The organism is Micromonospora sp. BL4, assembly GCF_003667505.1.
GTDB lineage: Bacteria > Actinomycetota > Actinomycetes > Mycobacteriales > Micromonosporaceae > Micromonospora.
Genome location: NZ_RCVJ01000165.1, coordinates 15,214 through 30,686 on the forward strand (window position 1 = coordinate 15,214; position 15,473 = coordinate 30,686).

Here is a 15,473-nt window from a genome sequence, read left to right on the forward strand (position 1 = left end):
GGTCCGCCGCGCCGCGACCCGACGCGAGGGGGTACGGCCCAGATGTCAGCCGGGGTGCACACGGTCGCGGTGATCGGCGCGGGCAAGATCGGTGAGTTGATGCTCTCCGGGCTGCTGCGCTCGGGATGGCCGGTGGATCGGCTGCTGGCCACCGCCCGCCGCCCGGCCCGCGCCGAGGAGATCACCGCCCGCTACGGCGTACGGGTGGTCGACAACCTGACGGCGGTGGACGAGGCGGCGGTCCTCGCGGTGTCGGTCAAGCCGCAGGACGCCGCCACGTTGCTGGACGAGATCGGCCCCAAGGTGCCCGCCGACAAGCTGGTCATCTCGCTCTGCGCCGGGCTGCCCACCAGCTTCTTCAACCGCCGGCTGCCCGAGGGCACCCCCGTGGTCCGGGTGATGACCAACACCCCGGCCCTGGTCGACGAGGCGATGACGGCGATCTCGGCGGGCGCGCACGCCACCGGGGCGCACCTGGCGCTGGCCGAGGAGATGTTCAAGCCCCTCGGGCAGACGATCCGGGTGCCCGAGTCGCAGCAGGACGCGGTCACCGCGCTCTCCGGTTCCGGCCCGGCCTACTTCTACCTGCTGGTCGAGGCCATGATCGACGCCGGGATCCTGCTGGGGCTGCCCCGGCAGGTGGCGCACGAGCTGATCGTGCAGACGGCGATCGGCTCCGCGGTGATGCTGCGCGACTCCGGCGAGCACCCGGTCAAGCTGCGCGAGGCGGTCACCTCGCCGGCCGGCACCACCATCTCCGCCATCCGTGAGCTGGAGAAGCACGGCGTCCGGGCGGCACTGCTCGCCGCGCTGGAGGCGGCCCGGGACCGCGCCCGCGAGTTGGCCGCCCAGGCCGACTGAGGCCGCGGGGCCTGGCCGCCCGGCGCGTGCCGCATACTGGCCCCGTGTTCACACTCGCCCAGGCCCGGCACCTGGTGGCCACCCTGCAGCCGCGCGTCGACGAGTTGATCCGGCTCCGCGCCGACCTGGCCGAGCTGCGCGTCGACCTGGCCGACCACGGCGTCAGCGCGCTGGGCGGGCTGGCCGAGGTCAAGGGGCTGGAGGCCCGGCTGCACGCCGTCGTCGACGAGCTGCATCAGCACGACATCCAGGTCAAGGGCATCGCGCCGGTGCTGCTCGACTTCCCCGGCGAGCGGGCCGGCCGCGCCGTGCTCTGGTGCTGGCTGGAGGGGGACTCCGACGTGCGCTGGTACCACCGGGCCGAGTGCGGCTTCGCCGGCCGCCGTCCGGCCTGACGCCGCGCCGGCGCTCCCGCCACCGCACGATCCACTCGACCTCCCGGAAACCGGTGCGTCCCGGCGCAGCGGAAGCCCCGACATCCGGAAACCGGAGTCGATCACCCGCGACGACGCCGGCTCAGCCCGCGGCGGACTCCGGGAGGGCCGGGTCGGCGGCGTCGGCCACGGCGAACACCACCACGTTGTCCCGGTAGTGCCCGCGCCGCCGGTCGAAGTCGCCGCCGCAGGTGACCAGGCGCAGCTCCGCGCCGGGCGTGGGGCCGTAGACGACGGCCGTCGGAAATTGGTCCTTACGGGTACGTAGCGACCCGGTCACCCGGAACGACAGGCGCTGCCCGCCGCGCCACACCTCCACCCGGTCGCCGGGACGCAGCTCGCCGAGCCGGGCGAAGACCGCCGGGCCGCGCCGCGAGTCCAGGTGCCCGGCCAGCACGGCCGGGCCGGTGTCACCGGGGGCCGGGCCGCCGCCGTACCAACCGGCCGTGTCGAAGTCGGTCGGCGGGATCAGCGTGCCGGCGCGGTCCAGACCCAGGACGGTGAGCGCGGAGTCGACGCCGATGCGCGGTACGCGTACCCGGGTGGGTGGACCCTGCGGTGCGGGCGCGGCGGCAGCGGACGGACAGTCGTCGGTGCAGCCGGGCTGCCAGCTCGCCCCGGGCGGCGGCGTCGGGCCGGTGGTGGCCAACCCGACGCCGGTGCCGGCGGCCAGGCAGACCGCCGCGCCGGCCGCGACCAGCGCGGCCAGCGGCACCCGGCGGTCACGGTGCCGTCGGATCGCGGGGCCCGGCCGGGTGCTCACCAGGTGGTGCGCCGCCGCCGACGCCAGAGCAGCAGGCTCACCACGACGGCCACCGCGGCCAGCCCGCCGGCCACCAGCGGGTACGCCCCACGCCCGGCCGCGGCCGAGCCGCCGGCGCCGGTGTCCACCCCGCCCGCGGGGACGACGGTGCCGCCCTCGGCGTCGCGGCGCAGCTCGGCGGTGAGTCCGCCCTGCTTCGCGTCGAGCACCAGCAGGGAGTAGACCGCGCCGCCGGTGAGGCGTACCTCGGTGTCGGTGCTCGGGCCGCCGGCCCCGGTCAGCCGCAGCCGCCAGCTGCCCGGCTCCACCTGCTGGTAGTCCGTCGTGGTGGCGAACTGCACGCCGTTGGCGATCATCGGGCCGTCGGCGGCGGCCACATCCAGCACCGGGGTCCGCACCGACGCCTGCACGACGCGTACCTTGGCGCGGCCCTGGGTGGGCGCGCTGAGGTCGTCGTTGAGCACCCGCAGCCCCAGGTCGGCGTGCCGGCCGACACCGGCCACCGTGTACGCGTCACCGCTGGTCACCGCGACCTCGGTGGTGAGGACCGGGGGACCGCTGGCGGGGGCGCCCGCCTCGCGCATCGCCACCGCGTACCGGCCGGGCGCCAGCTCCAGGTAGTCGGAGACCACGCCGTAGCCGACCCCGGGGAAGACCCGTGGCTTCGCGGCGTCGGGGGCGGCCAGGTAGACGTCCACGGCGGGGGTGTCGGGGGAGAGGTGGGCGAGCCGGACGTATCCGACGGTGTCCGCGCCGGCGCTGGCCGGCGTGCTGACGCCGACGGCGGCGAGGATGGTGCCGAGCAGGAGCGCACCGGCGCCGGCGAGCAGCCGGCGGGACACGGTGGTAGGGAGCATGCGCATGTCGCCTCCGAGAGCACGGTCGGTGAGCGGGCGGCAACCCAGGGAACAGAGTCCCGTGTACGGGACCACGGCGCAAGTTGTCGCCGGCATGTCGCTGATTTTTTCTGGCATCGATGGCGGTCCGAGCCCCGGCCAGCCGGCGGGCACCCACCCGCCGCCGCGATCCAATATCCTCGGTCGATGCGGGATCGCCGGGTGGCGCTGGTGTGGGCGGCCTTCGTCGTCGTCGCGCTGGTGTCCTGCGTGCTCGTGTCGCGACGCGAGGACCGCCTGTCCGACCTGCACATCTACTACGGGGCGTTGTCCGACCTGCACGCCGGTCGGCCGCTGTACGGGTACGTGGCGGAGAACGGGGGGCCGTTCACCTATCCGCCGTTCGCGGCCCTCGTGCTGGGGCCGATCACCGCCGTCAGCGAGGGCGTCCTGCAGGCGGCCTGGCTGGTGGCGACGTGCGCGGCGGTCGTCGCCATCGCCGGGTCGGTCGGTGTCGCACTGACCGCCCGACGGTCCCGTCGCCCACTCGTCGTGGCGGTGGCGGCCACGGTGCTGATGCTCTCCGCGCCGGTGCAGAGCAACCTGCGCTTCGGGCAGGTCAGCATCTTCATCGTGCTGATGGCCCTGCTGGACGGGATGGGCGTGGTTCCACCCCGGGTGCGTGGCGTGCTGGTCGGGGTGGCCTCGGCGATCAAGCTGACCCCGCTGCTGTTCGTGGTCTACTTCCTCGCCACAGGTCGCTACCGCGACGCCGGTCGCGCGGCGGCGACGTTCGTGGCCTGCGCCGGGCTCGCCGCGATCGTGCTGCCCGGCGAGAGCTGGACCTACTGGACCGAGGCCGTGCGGAAGACCTCCCGGATCGGCAATCTGGCCTCGCTCGGCAACCAGTCCGTGCACGGAATGCTGCTGCGCGTCGGGGTCGACGAGGCGGCGCTGCCCCTGCTCTGGGCCAGCCTGGTGGCGCTCATCTGCGCGGCGGCGCTGCTGCGCGCCCGGCAGTTGACCGCGCAGGGCCGCCCCGGGCACGCCGCGGTGCTCGTCGGCTGCGCCACCGTGGCCGCGTCCCCGGTTTCCTGGACCCACCACCAGGTGTGGCCGGTGCTCGCCGCGATGCTGCTGATCGGCGCGTCCGGCGTCACCCAGCGGGTCGCCGGCGCGGCGCTGCTCGCCGCCATGGTCGTCTCGTTGGGGGCGGTCCTCAGCCCGGTGTCGATGCGGCCGGGCGTGCAGTTCCTGTTCGAGAACGCCCGCGCCGTCGGGGTGTGCCTGCTGTGCCTGGCTGGCTTCGGTGGCGTCGCGGTCGCCGCCGTCCGGACCCAGCGGCGACCGGCCGTCGGGCGGGCCTGGTGGCGGGTGGGCATCACGGCGACGGTGGCGGTGGCGTTCTTCGCCGTGCAACCGCTGCCCGCCGGAGCGGACCCGACCTTCAAGGCGTACACCCTCGACGACGTGGTCAACCCGCGATACTTCTTCGTCTGCCGCGGCCCGGTCGAGTGCGCCGCCTACGGCACCGACGCGCCGGTCACCTTCGGCACGCGGGCCGAGAAGACCAAGGTGCGGGTCAACGGCGTGGTCTCCGGGCAGGTGGCCCGATTGGAGTACTACTCCGCGCCGGGTGGGGCGCCCCGGACCATTCCCCTGCTCGCCGCCTACCCGGGGACGCGGACGTTCTCGTTCCGGTCGGCGAGCATGGCGCAGGGTCGGCTCGTGGCGTACGCCTCGGACGGCCGGCAGATCGCCACCTACGACGAGGAACTCGCCGCCGCCCTGCGGACGACCGCCCGCTAGGCGAGGCCGCGGAGACCCCGCCCGGCGGGAACGGTCAGCGGGTGGCGGCGGCCAGGGAAGCGCGCAGCGTGTCGGCGTCGCCCTGCTTCGGGTGCTCCCAGTCGTTCGGGTCGGCGGAGTAGAGCACTCCGTAGGCCGGGGTGTCCGGCTGGTAGCGCCACCCCTCGGCCAGCGGGCCGACGTCCACCGCGTCGTAGCCGATCCGGTCCAGGAAGGCCGTCACCTCGGCCTTCGCGGCGGCGTCGTCGCCGGCGATCGCGAGGGCGCTGCGGTCGGCCGCGCCCGACGGCCGGGCCAGGGAGTCCAGGTGCTTGAAGAAGATGTTGTTGAAGACCTTGACCACCCGAGCGTCCGGCAGGTGCCGCTGGAGCAGCTCGCTGCTGGTGATCTCGCCGGAATCCAGCTCCGGGAAGTTCCCGTCGCGCTGCGGGTAGTAGTTGTTGGTGTCGATGACGACCTTGCCGGCCAGCGGCTCCACCGGCACCGCCCGGTAGGCCTTCAGCGGAACGCTGACCACCACGAGGTCGCCGACCCGCGCCGCGTCCGGTGCCGTGCCGGCGCTGGCGTGCTCGCCCAGCTCGTCGACCAGGTCGGTGAGCGTCTCCGGCCCCCGCGAGTTGCTCAGCACCACGTCGTAGCCGGCGGCCACCGCCAGTCGGGCCACGGTGCCGCCGATGTTGCCACTGCCGATCAGTCCCACAGTTGTCATGTCGGTTCCCAACTCCGTCCACCCGCGCCGCATTCCCGACCGCCGTGGTGGGTTATTCCGGTTGTCGAGGCGTCGACGGGTGCGCAGAATGCCGTTCGTGCAGTGTCTGACCGAGGATCTCGCCACCTTCGCCGCCGGAGCCGACGGCTGGTTGCGGCGCGAGCCCGTCCTGCACAACGTACTGCTCACGCTGGTCGCGGACCGGCTCTCGGCTGACGTGCCACTCTCCGGGGGCGAGCGGTTCGTCCGGGTGGTCGACGGCGCGACGGTGGGTGCGGTGGTGCACACGCCGCCGCGCGGGCCGCTGCTCGGCAACGTGTCGGCGGACGTCGCGCGAGTGCTGGCCGAGCACTTCGTCCGGGCGGTGCCGCCGCTGGCCGAGGTGCACGGCCCGGTCCCGGCCGTGGCCGAGTTCGCCGAGCGGTACGCCGAACAGGCCGGCGGGACCGCCGTACCCGGCACCGCGCAGCGGATCTTCCGACTGGACGCGGTCCGGCCGCCGGTGGGTGTGGCCGGGCGCGCCCGCCCGGCCACCGCCGCGGACCGGGACCTGCTGGTCGCCTGGGCCGCCGCGTTCGCCGCGGAGACGATGCCCGCCGGTCCGCCGGTCGACGCGGCCGGGCAGGTCCGCGCCCGGCTGCCGCACGGCGACCTGCTCTGGCTGTGGGAGCACGCCGGCACCCCGGTCTCGACGGCCTGGCTGAGCAGGCCGGTCGCCGGCGTGGTCCGAATCAGCGGCGTGTATACGCCCCCGGAGTGGCGGGGGCGCGGCTTCGCCAGCGTCAGCGTCGCCCACGTCAGCCAATACGCCCTGAACGCCGGCGCCACCGCCTGCACGCTCTACACCGACCTAACCAACCCCACCAGCAACCAGATCTACCAGTCCCTCGGCTACCGCCCCCTGTCGGACGCGGCGCAGTGGCGCTTCGTCACGCGCTGAAGCCCCGCCGCACTGCCCGCCGCCCTCCGCCCCGTCGTCCTCCGCCCCGTCGATCATGGAGTCCTGGTGGGGGATGGGTCCGGCGAAACGCCGCAGGTCTGGCACCACGGGTCCATGATCGACGCGTTAGGCGCGGGTCAGGCCGTGGTGGTGGGTAGCACCTTCTCCAGGGCGGTGCGCAGCTCTTCGGCGCCGGGTTCGACCGTGGGCGCGAACCGGGCGGCGACCGTGCCGTCCGGGGCCACCAGGAACTTCTCGAAGTTCCACCGGACGTCCCCGGTGTGCCCGTCGGCGTCCGGGGTGTCCACCAGAGCGGCGTAGAGCGGGTGCCGGTCGGGGCCGTTGACGTCGACCTTCTCGGTCAGCGGGAAGGTGACCCCGTAGTTGACCTGGCAGAAGTCGCTGATCTCGGCGGCGCTGCCCGGCTCCTGCCCGGCGAACTGGTTGCAGGGCACGCCGAGCACCACCAGGCCGCGGTCGGCGTAGGTGTCCGCGAGGGCCTGGAGGCCGGCGTACTGGGGGGTGAGACCGCAGCGGGAGGCCACGTTGACGACCAGCAGCGCCCGGCCGCGGTACTGGGCGAGGTCGGCGGGTCCGCCGTTGAGGGCGTCGATCGGGATGTCGAAGACGTTCATGGCCCGAGGCTACGCGCCGGCTGGCGGGGTCCCGGTGACGGGCGGATCAGGTGCACTCCACGCACCAGCAGAAATCGAAACATGCACATCTTGACGAAGTGATGACGCCGTGAGTACCGTCTCACCATCTCTTTTGGAAAGTTTCCTAACAGTTCGGGAGACGCCTCATGAAAAGATCGCTCCGCCGGGCCCTCTGGGCCGGTGCCGTGGTCGCCGTGACCGTCGCTGCGGTGCCGATGACCACCGCATTCGGCGCCGGCACGGTCACCACCACGTTCACCAAGGCACAGGACTGGGGGACCGGTCACGAGACGAGGGTGACCGTCACCAACGGGTCGAGTGCCACGGTCAACACCTGGCGCATCGAGTTCGACCTGCCGTCCGGCACCACCATCAGCAGCGCGTGGGACGCCGACGTCACCAGCAGCGGCAACCACTACGTCGCGGTCAAGAAGAGCTGGGCCGGCGGCATCGCCCCGGGTGCCTCGTTCAGCTGGGGTTACAACGGCACCGGCGCGTACAAGGCGCCGCTGAACTGCACCATCAACGGTGCCGCGTGCGGCGGCGGTACCACCCCGCCGACCACGACTCCGCCGACCACCAACCCGCCGAACCCGGGCGGCAAGAAGGTCGTCGGCTACTTCGCCGAGTGGGGCGTCTACGGGCGCAACTACCACGTCAAGAACATCCAGACCAGCGGCTCGGCCGCCAAGCTGACCCACATCCTGTACGCCTTCGGCAACACCACCGGCGGGCGCTGTGCCATCGGTGACAGCTACGCCGACTACGAGAAGGCGTACACCGCGGCGGACAGCGTCGACGGCGTCGCCGACACCTGGGACCAGCCGCTGCGCGGCAGCTTCAACCAGCTGCGCAAGCTCAAGCAGATGAACCCGCACCTCAAGGTGATCTGGTCCTTCGGTGGCTGGACCTGGTCCGGCGGCTTCACCCAGGCCGCGCAGAACCCGGCCGCCTTCGCGGAGAGCTGCTACAACCTGGTCGAGGACCCGCGCTGGGCGGACGTCTTCGACGGCATCGACGTCGACTGGGAGTACCCGAACGCCTGTGGCCTCACCTGTGACACCAGCGGCCCGAACGCGTTCAAGAACGTGATCAGCGCGCTGCGGTCGAGGTTCGGCTCCAACGCCCTGGTCACCGCCGCGATCACCGCGGACGGCAGCAACGGCGGCAAGATCGACGCCACCGACTACGCCGGCGCCATCGGCAACCTCAACTGGCTCATGCCGATGACGTACGACTACTTCGGCGCCTTCTCCGCCCAGGGCCCGACCGCCCCGCACTCCCCGCTCACCTCGTACACCGGCATCCCGCAGCAGGGCTTCAACTCCGACGCGGCGATCCAGAAGCTCAAGAGCAAGGGCGTCCCGGCCAACAAGCTGCTGCTCGGCATCGGCTTCTACGGCCGGGGCTGGACGGGCGTCACCCAGGCCGCCCCGGGCGGCAGCGCCACCGGCGCGGCGCCGGGCACGTACGAGGCGGGCATCGAGGACTACAAGGTCCTCAAGAACACCTGCCCGGCCACCGGCACCATCGCCGGCACCGCGTACGCCAAGTGCGGCAGCAACTGGTGGAGCTACGACACCCCGTCGACCATCAACGGCAAGATGACGTACGCGAAGAACCAGGGCCTCGGTGGCGCGTTCTTCTGGGAGCTCTCCGGTGACACCGGCAACGGCGAGCTCATCAGCGCCATCAAGGGCGGTCTCGGCTGAGCCGAGGGCCGACGCACCACCCACACGGCGGGGAGGGGCACGCACCGTCCCTCCCCGCCCGTGACGTACCGGCCCGGTCGACGCCCAGCGTCGGCCGGGCCGCCGGCGTTGGGCCGGGCGCGCCCGATGTGGCAGACTCGCGGCTCGGCAGTCTCGATGTCCCGTCGACGGAGGTGGTCATGCGCCCGACCCACCGCAGGCTGGCGGCCACCGCCGCCGGGCTGGTGCTGCTGCCGGTCGCTCTGGTCGGCTGCGGGCTCACCGGCGGTGACGACGAGCCGGCCGCCAAGCCCGAGCGGGCCCCCGCCGAGGAGGCTGCCACCCGGTCCCGCGAGCGCGTCCAGGCGTACCTCGACGCGATGACCGCCAAGGACGTCGCCGCCGGCCGAAGCCAGCTCTGCGCGCTGCTGCACGACGGCTTCGACCTGGGCGCGACCGGCCCCAACGGCGACTTCGCCGATCACTTCAAGGTGCCCGAGGCGGCGATCACCGACGTCCGTTCCGGCCCGCGCGGCCAGGAGGTCAGCGTCTCGGTGTCGGTCACCGCCGGCAAGCGCAAGATCACCCGGCCGCTGGTGTTCACCGTCACCCGGGACGGGGGCGACTGGTGCATCGCCGGGGAGGCGCCGGGCGGCGCCCCGCCCGCCGGCGCGACGTCGGGCGGCGTCGCCCCCTCGCCCGCTTCCTGACCGGCACCCACCGGGACCGGTCTCCCATCTGCCGGAACCGTCCCCCTCGCCGCCCAGGCACCCCGGCGGTCGCCGTACGCTTTCTGTCATGCGCCATGAGTGGCATCAGCTGAGCCATCCCGCAGTGGGCAGCCCGGGCCTGCAGACCAGCCGACCGACCGTCGACTCCGCCGAGGACGCCGCCCTCGGCCTCGACCGCTGGCGGGACCTGCCCCGCGAGCAGACCCCGCCGTGGTCGGACCCGGGCACCGTCGCCGAGGTCTGCAAGGTGCTCGACACCGTGCCGTCGGTCGTCGCGCCCTACGAGGTGGACCAGCTCCGGCAGAAGCTCGCCCTGGTCTGCGAGGGCAAGGCGTTCCTGCTCCAGGGCGGTGACTGCGCCGAGACCTTCGCCGACAACACCGAGAGCCACCTGCTGGCCAACGCCCGCACCCTGCTCCAGATGGCGATCGTGCTCACCTACGGCGCGTCGCTGCCGGTGGTCAAGGTCGCCCGGGTCGCCGGGCAGTACACCAAGCCCCGGTCGCTGCCGACCGACGCGCGCGGTCTGCCGGCCTACCGCGGCGACATGATCAATTCGCTGGAGGCCGACCCGGCCGCCCGGGTCGCCGATCCGCAGCGCATGATCCGGGCGTACGCCAACTCGGCGGCGGCGATGAACATGCTCCGGGCGTACCTCGCCGGTGGGCTCGCCGACCTGCACGCCGTGCACGACTGGAACAAGGGGTTCGTGAAGAACTCCCCGGCCGGGGAGCGCTACGAGGCGATCGCCCGGGAGATCGACCGCGCGCTGGCCTTCATCCGGGCCTGCGGGATGACCGACGACGAGGCGCTGCGCACCGTCACCCTCTACTGCTCCCACGAGGCCCTCGCCCTGGAGTACGACCGGGCGCTCACCCGGGTCTCCGACCGCCGGGCGTACGGGCTCTCCGGGCACTTCCTCTGGATCGGCGAGCGCACCCGGCAGATCGACGGCGCGCACATCGACTTCATCTCCCGGATCGCCAACCCCATCGGCGTCAAGCTCGGCCCGTCCACCTCGCCGGACGAGGCGATCGAGCTGTGCGAGAAGCTCAACCCGGACAACATCCCCGGCCGGCTCACCCTGATCAGCCGGATGGGCAACCACCGCGTACGCGACGCCCTGCCGCCGATCGTGGCCAAGGTCACCGCGGCCGGCGCCAAGGTGGTCTGGCAGTGCGACCCGATGCACGGCAACACGCACGAGTCGTCCAACGGCTACAAGACCCGGCACTTCGACCGCATCGTCGACGAGGTGCTCGGCTACTTCGAGGTGCACCGTGGGCTGGACACCCACCCCGGTGGCCTGCACGTCGAACTGACCGGCGAGGACGTCACCGAGTGCCTCGGCGGCGCCCAGGGCATCGAGGACCTCGACCTGCCCGACCGGTACGAAACCGCCTGCGACCCGCGACTGAACACCCAGCAGTCGCTGGAGCTGGCCTTCCTGGTAGCGGAGATGTTGCGTGGCTGACGCATTCGTGGACCTGCGGTCCGACACGGTGACCCGACCGACCCCCGGCATGCGGGAGGCGATGGCCACCGCCGAGGTCGGTGACGACGTCTACGGCGAGGACCCGACCGTCAACGCGCTGGAGGCCGACGTCGCCGCGCTGTTCGGGCACGAGGCGGCGCTGTTCGCCCCGAGCGGGTCGATGGCCAACCAGATCGCCCTGCAACTGCTGGTGTCGCCCGGCAACGAGCTGCTCTGCGACGCCGACGCGCACGTGGTCACGTACGAGATCGGCGCCGCGGCCGCGTACGGCGGCATCTCCTCCCGGACCTGGCCGGCGGTCGGCGCGGACATCGACCCGGAGGCGGTCGCCGGGATGATCCGGCCGGACGGCTACTTCGCCGTCCCCACCCGGGCGATCGCGGTCGAGCAGACCCACAACCGGGGCGGCGGGGGAGTGATCCCGCTGGCGACCCTGCGGGAGCTGCGCCGGATCGCCGACGACGCGGAGGTCGCGCTGCACTGCGACGGCGCCCGGATCTGGCACGCGCACGTCGCCGACGGTGTGCCGCTGGTCGAGTACGGCCAGCTCTTCGACACGCTGTCGGTCTGCCTCTCCAAGGGCCTCGGCGCGCCGGTGGGCTCGTTGGTCGTGGGCAGCGCGGAGAAGATCGAACGGGCCCGGCTGATCCGTAAGCGGATGGGTGGCGGCATGCGTCAGGCGGGCATTCTCGCCGCCGCCGGCCGGTACGCGCTGGCGCACCACGTCGACCGGCTGGCCGAGGATCACGCCAGAGCGGGCCGGCTCGCCGAGGCGGTCGCGCCGTTCGGTGTGCTCGCCGCCGCGGTCCGCACCAACCTGGTTCCGTTGGACCTGACCAAGCACGCGTTGGACGCACGCGCCCTGGCCGCCGCCGCGCGGGACGAGGGTGTGCTGATCTCGGTGCTCGGCCCGCGTACCGCCCGCCTGGTCACCCACCTGGACCTCGACGACGCCGGCGTCACCCACGCCGCGACGGTCCTGACCCGCCTCCTGGCCGCCTGACCGCACGACCCGAGGTTGATCAAGAGGTCTGCGTCAGGTTCCGGCCTCCGGATGACGCGAACCTCTTGATCAACCGCGTGGGGCGGGCGTTCAGGGGTGGAGGCGGGTGAGGGTGGCGATGTCGGCGGTGTGGCCGACCTGCTTCTCGCTGGGCGTCTCCACGACGATCGGGACGCCGGCGGTCGCCGGGTGGGCCATCAGCTCGGCGAAGGCCGGCTCACCGATGGTGCCCTTACCGATGTTCTCGTGCCGGTCCCGGGTGGAGCCGCACAGATCCTTCGAGTCGTTGGCGTGCACCAGCCGCAGTCGGTCGGCGCCCACGGTGGCCACCAACGTGTCCAGGGTCGCGGTCATGCCACCCTCGGCCGCCAGGTCGTGCCCGGCCGCCCAGGCGTGGCAGGTGTCGAAGCAGACCCCGAGCATGGGGTGCCGGTCCACCGCGTCCAGGTAGGGCCCGAGCTGCTCCACCCGGGAGGCGAGCGACCGTCCGCCGCCCGCGCTCGGCTCGACCAGGAGCATCGGCCCGCCAGCCTCGGCGGCCCAGTCCAGCAGCGGCAGCAGCTCCTGGCGGACCTGTCGCATCGCCGCCTCGGCGTACCCCTCGTCCACCGAACTGCCCGCGTGGAACACCACCGCCCGGGCGCCGATCGCCACGCCCCGGCGCAGCGCGTGCGCCAGCGTCTGGGCCGAACGCTCGACCGTGGCCGGAGTGGGCGAGCCCAGGTTGACCAGCAACGAGGCGTGGATGAAGGTCGGGATGCCCCGCTCGGCGCAACCGTCGCGGAACAGCGCGTCCTGCGCCGGGTCACCAGGGGGCAGCGCCCAGCCCCGCGAGTTGGAGACGTAGACCTGCACCACCTCGGCGCCGGTCGCGTCGACGTACGGCAGGGCAGCCCTGGCCAGCCCGCCGGAGGTGGGGGTGTGGGCGCCGACCGGTCGGGAACGGGTCACCGGCATCTCAGAAACACCCGATGGTGACCTGGGTGCCCGGCGGCACCTGCGAGTTCTCGCTCGGATTCTGGAAGCGGACCACGGCGTTCGGGTTGAACTGGACGGCCACCGGGAAGCCCTGGCTCTCCAGCACCTGCTTGCCCTGCGGGCAGGGCAGGTCGATCACCCGGGGCACCACCACCAGCGGCGGGCCCTTGCTGACGTCCAGCTTGACCTGGGCGCCCTTCTCGACGCCGGTGCCGTCGGCCGGGCTCTGGCTCAGGATCTCGTCCTTGGGCTTGTCGGAGTCCTTGTAGGTCTCGACCAGCACCAGTTTGAGCTCGGCCAGGATGGTGCGGGCCTCGGTCAGGCTCTTGCCGACCAGGTTCGGCACCGACACCGGCGCCCGGCCCCGGCTCAGGATGAGCGTGATCTTCGCGCCCGGTTTGACCTCGGCGCCCACCTTGGGAGAGCTGTCCACGACGACTCCGGCCGGCAGGGTGTCGTCGTAGCGGGCAGTGCCCTTGGCCACCACCAGCTTCGCGTTGACCAGGTCCGCCTCGGCCAGCTCGAACTCCTTGCCGATCACGTCCGGCACCGGGAAGCGCTCCGGGCCTAGGGAGAGGGTCAGAGTGATCGTGCCACCCTTGACGATCTTGGCGGCCGACGCGGGGCTCTGCCCCAGCACACTGTCCTTCGGCGCCTTCTCGTCGTAGCGCGGCTCGCCGTAGGCCAGCGTGAGCCCGGCGCGCTCGGCCTGCGCCTGCGCGTCGACCTTGGTCAGGCTGACCAGCTGCGGGGCCTCGGTGTAGCGGCCGGCGCTGAACCACCAGACGCCGAGCCCGGCCACCAGGACCAGCGCCACCACCGCGGCCCCGACGGCCAGCCGGCCCCGCGGGTCGCCCAGCACCGTGCTGCGCAGCGCGGCGAGCCGGGACCACAGGCCCTCCGCCGGCTCCGGGGCGGCCCTCCGCCGGCCCGGCCCCTGCCCGCCGCCCTCCGGTAGCCGGGCCCAGGTCGGGCGCTCGGCCGGGCGGACCGTGGCGACCATCATGGTCGGCTGGGACACCGGCGGCTCGTCGGTCACCCGGCGCAGCACGGCGGTACGGCTGTTGGCGTCGCCCAGGTCGTCCCGGGCTGTCTGCACCTCGGTCAGCAGCGCCCCGGCGTCGGCGGGCCGGGCACCGGGATCGCGTCGGGTGGCCCGCTGAACCAGCTCGTCGAGGATCGGCGGCAGGCCGGGCACCAGCATCGACGGCGCCGGTACGTCCCGGTCGACGTGCTGCCACGCGATGTCCACCGGGCGGTCGCCGTCGTAGGGGACCCGACCGGTGAGCATCTCGAACAGCACGATGCCCGCCGAGTAGACGTCGGTGCGCGGGTCGGCCCGGCCCTCGGTGACCAGCTCCGGGGCGACGTACGCCACGGTGGCCATCAGCTGGTTGCCCTGCTCCTCGTCGGCGCTCGCCTCGACCGCCCGGGCCAACCCGAAGTCGGCCACCTTGACCACGCTGTCCACCAGGTTGGCGACACCGCCGGTGGGCGCCTCGGCGACCAGCACGTTCTCCGGTTTGACGTCGCGGTGCACCAGGCCGGCGCGGTGCGCGGCGGCGATCGCGGCGAGCATCTGCTCGGCGATGGCCAGCGCCTCGTCCGGGTTGAGCCGGCGCCGCTCGGCCAGCACGTCGCGCAGCGTGCGGCCACGGACGTACTCCATCACCAGGTACGGCAGACCGGCGTGGGTGCCCTGGTCGTAGACCGCCACCACGTTCGGGTGGGTCAGCCGGGCGATGGTCTTCGCCTCGTCGGTGAACCGGGCCACGAAGTTGGCGATCCGGGCCCGGGCCTCGGGCGCCTGCGTCGGGTGAATGATCTTGACAGCGACGGTGCGTTCGAGACGCTCGTCGGTTGCTGTGTACACGGTCGCCATGCCGCCACGGGCCACGCGACCGCGAATGCGGTAGCGCCCGTCGATCAGCGAGCCCAGCAACGTGTCGGCGACCTGTGTGTCCATCGGCAGGGAGTCTATGTGTCCAGGGGGCAAAGGTTGAACAGGATGCTACAGCCGGCGACGAATCTGGTCCGTCCCACCGCGCTCACCGGCCCCTCATCCGCTGGTCGCCGGTGGTCCGCCGAGTGTTCGGACCGGTCGCCCCGGGGTGCCCGGTGGCTCGTCCGGGCAGTGGCGTGGCAGGGTGATCGGGTGACCGAACCCGTACCCGACCAGGCCGTGCCCGGCCCCGAGCTCGCCGGACCCGCCGACCCGGCCGGCTGGCTCACCCTGCCCGACGTCGCCGAGCGCCTCGACGTGTCGATCAGCAAGGTGCACCAGATGATCCGCGACCGGGAGCTGCTGGCGGTCCGCCGCGACGGCATCCGCCGGATCCCGGCGGACCTGGTGGCCAACCAGACCGTGCTCAAGCACCTACCCGGCGTGCTCAACCTGCTCTCCGACAACGGCTACGACGACGAGGCCGCGCTGCGCTGGCTCTACGAGCCGGACGACACCCTCCCCGGCGCCACCCCGGCGGCCGCCCTCTCCGGCGACCAGGCCCGCGAAGTCAAACGCCGAGCCCAGGCCCTCGGCTTCTAACCCTCCCGCGCCCCGCGCTACG

Annotated in this window: 15 protein-coding genes; 9 read left to right on the plus strand and 6 right to left on the minus strand. The window is 73.0% G+C overall.

Annotation, left to right across the window (positions count from 1 at the left end; genetic code table 11):
- The first annotated feature begins 42 nt into the window (after positions 1-42).
- Both proC and EAD89_RS22105 read left to right on the plus strand, forming a co-directional pair.
- Entirely contained in the window at positions 43-861 is an 819-nt protein-coding gene (gene proC, locus EAD89_RS22100; RefSeq protein ID WP_121656190.1) for a pyrroline-5-carboxylate reductase, read from the plus strand.
- A 44-nt stretch (positions 862-905) separates the two neighbouring features.
- Positions 906-1,256 carry a DUF2203 domain-containing protein gene (locus EAD89_RS22105; RefSeq protein ID WP_121656189.1) on the plus strand — a complete coding sequence of 117 codons (351 nt, stop codon included), beginning with the start codon at positions 906-908 and terminating at the stop codon, positions 1,254-1,256.
- 121 nt (positions 1,257-1,377) lie between these two features.
- On the opposite strand, the gene EAD89_RS22110 is transcribed toward EAD89_RS22105, so the two are convergent.
- On the minus strand, positions 1,378-2,058 hold the full coding sequence (locus EAD89_RS22110) for a class F sortase (protein WP_233578918.1): 681 nt from the start codon (positions 2,056-2,058) through the stop codon (positions 1,378-1,380).
- Entirely contained in the window at positions 2,055-2,921 is an 867-nt protein-coding gene (locus EAD89_RS22115; RefSeq protein WP_233578919.1) for a DUF4397 domain-containing protein, read from the minus strand. The genes EAD89_RS22110 and EAD89_RS22115 overlap by 4 nt, the downstream gene beginning before the upstream one ends.
- Before the next feature lie 180 nt (positions 2,922-3,101).
- Here EAD89_RS22115 and EAD89_RS22120 point away from each other — a divergent pair, with 180 nt between their 5' ends.
- On the plus strand, positions 3,102-4,703 hold the full coding sequence (locus tag EAD89_RS22120; protein ID WP_121677061.1) for a glycosyltransferase 87 family protein: 1,602 nt from the start codon (positions 3,102-3,104) through the stop codon (positions 4,701-4,703).
- Positions 4,704-4,737: 34 nt separating this feature from the next.
- On the opposite strand, the gene EAD89_RS22125 is transcribed toward EAD89_RS22120, so the two are convergent.
- The gene (locus EAD89_RS22125) at positions 4,738-5,412 is read right to left on the minus strand and encodes an NADPH-dependent F420 reductase (RefSeq protein ID WP_121677062.1); all 675 of its coding nucleotides are present in this window, start codon (positions 5,410-5,412) and stop codon (positions 4,738-4,740) included.
- A gap of 97 nt (positions 5,413-5,509) precedes the next feature.
- On the opposite strand from EAD89_RS22125, the gene EAD89_RS22130 reads away from it, so the two are divergent.
- A complete protein-coding gene (locus EAD89_RS22130; protein ID WP_158610765.1) occupies positions 5,510-6,352 on the plus strand; it encodes a GNAT family N-acetyltransferase in 843 nt (280 codons plus the stop codon).
- A gap of 137 nt (positions 6,353-6,489) precedes the next feature.
- Here the strand turns inward: EAD89_RS22130 and EAD89_RS22135 are convergent, their stop codons facing one another.
- Complete coding sequence (locus EAD89_RS22135; protein WP_121677064.1) at positions 6,490-6,987, minus strand: glutathione peroxidase; 498 nt, start codon at positions 6,985-6,987, stop codon at positions 6,490-6,492.
- Between the two features lie 167 nt (positions 6,988-7,154).
- Between EAD89_RS22135 and EAD89_RS22140 the strand changes: the two genes are divergently transcribed.
- The 4 genes from EAD89_RS22140 to EAD89_RS22155 all read left to right on the plus strand — a co-directional run bounded on the left by EAD89_RS22140 (position 7,155) and on the right by EAD89_RS22155 (position 11,928).
- Positions 7,155-8,720, plus strand: coding sequence for a glycosyl hydrolase family 18 protein (locus tag EAD89_RS22140; RefSeq protein ID WP_121677065.1), 1,566 nt, complete (start codon positions 7,155-7,157; stop codon positions 8,718-8,720).
- Between the two features lie 179 nt (positions 8,721-8,899).
- The gene (locus EAD89_RS22145) at positions 8,900-9,409 is read left to right on the plus strand and encodes a nuclear transport factor 2 family protein (protein ID WP_121656748.1); all 510 of its coding nucleotides are present in this window, start codon (positions 8,900-8,902) and stop codon (positions 9,407-9,409) included.
- Between the two features lie 88 nt (positions 9,410-9,497).
- The gene (locus tag EAD89_RS22150) at positions 9,498-10,904 is read left to right on the plus strand and encodes a class II 3-deoxy-7-phosphoheptulonate synthase (protein WP_121656741.1); all 1,407 of its coding nucleotides are present in this window, start codon (positions 9,498-9,500) and stop codon (positions 10,902-10,904) included.
- Positions 10,897-11,928 carry a low specificity L-threonine aldolase gene (locus EAD89_RS22155; RefSeq protein ID WP_121677066.1) on the plus strand — a complete coding sequence of 344 codons (1,032 nt, stop codon included), beginning with the start codon at positions 10,897-10,899 and terminating at the stop codon, positions 11,926-11,928. Before EAD89_RS22150 ends, EAD89_RS22155 begins: the two co-directional genes overlap by 8 nt.
- A gap of 90 nt (positions 11,929-12,018) precedes the next feature.
- Here EAD89_RS22155 and EAD89_RS22160 read toward each other — a convergent pair whose 3' ends face one another.
- Positions 12,019-12,885 (minus strand): deoxyribonuclease IV, encoded by an 867-nt coding sequence (locus EAD89_RS22160; protein WP_121656739.1) that lies wholly within the window; start codon positions 12,883-12,885, stop codon positions 12,019-12,021.
- A gap of 1 nt (position 12,886) precedes the next feature.
- Positions 12,887-14,872, minus strand: coding sequence for a Stk1 family PASTA domain-containing Ser/Thr kinase (gene pknB, locus EAD89_RS22165; protein ID WP_121656738.1), 1,986 nt, complete (start codon positions 14,870-14,872; stop codon positions 12,887-12,889).
- Positions 14,873-15,061: 189 nt separating this feature from the next.
- On the opposite strand from pknB, the gene EAD89_RS22170 reads away from it, so the two are divergent.
- A complete protein-coding gene (locus tag EAD89_RS22170; RefSeq protein WP_121656747.1) occupies positions 15,062-15,451 on the plus strand; it encodes an Rv2175c family DNA-binding protein in 390 nt (129 codons plus the stop codon).
- Positions 15,452-15,473 lie beyond the last annotated feature (22 nt).

What these genes read in the sequence shown, in the direction of transcription:
- proC (WP_121656190.1), top strand. Translation starts at nt 43, where the DNA reads ATGTCAGCCGGGGTGCACACGGTCGCGGTGATCGGCGCGGGCAAGATC.
- EAD89_RS22120 (WP_121677061.1), top strand. Translation starts at nt 3,102, where the DNA reads ATGCGGGATCGCCGGGTGGCGCTGGTGTGGGCGGCCTTCGTCGTCGTC.
- EAD89_RS22140 (WP_121677065.1), top strand. Translation starts at nt 7,155, where the DNA reads ATGAAAAGATCGCTCCGCCGGGCCCTCTGGGCCGGTGCCGTGGTCGCC.
- EAD89_RS22160 (WP_121656739.1), bottom strand. Translation starts at nt 12,885, where the DNA reads ATGCCGGTGACCCGTTCCCGACCGGTCGGCGCCCACACCCCCACCTCC.
- EAD89_RS22145 (WP_121656748.1), top strand. Translation starts at nt 8,900, where the DNA reads ATGCGCCCGACCCACCGCAGGCTGGCGGCCACCGCCGCCGGGCTGGTG.
- EAD89_RS22135 (WP_121677064.1), bottom strand. Translation starts at nt 6,987, where the DNA reads ATGAACGTCTTCGACATCCCGATCGACGCCCTCAACGGCGGACCCGCC.
- pknB (WP_121656738.1), bottom strand. Translation starts at nt 14,872, where the DNA reads ATGGACACACAGGTCGCCGACACGTTGCTGGGCTCGCTGATCGACGGG.
- EAD89_RS22125 (WP_121677062.1), bottom strand. Translation starts at nt 5,412, where the DNA reads ATGACAACTGTGGGACTGATCGGCAGTGGCAACATCGGCGGCACCGTG.
- EAD89_RS22115 (WP_233578919.1), bottom strand. Translation starts at nt 2,921, where the DNA reads ATGCGCATGCTCCCTACCACCGTGTCCCGCCGGCTGCTCGCCGGCGCC.
- EAD89_RS22150 (WP_121656741.1), top strand. Translation starts at nt 9,498, where the DNA reads ATGCGCCATGAGTGGCATCAGCTGAGCCATCCCGCAGTGGGCAGCCCG.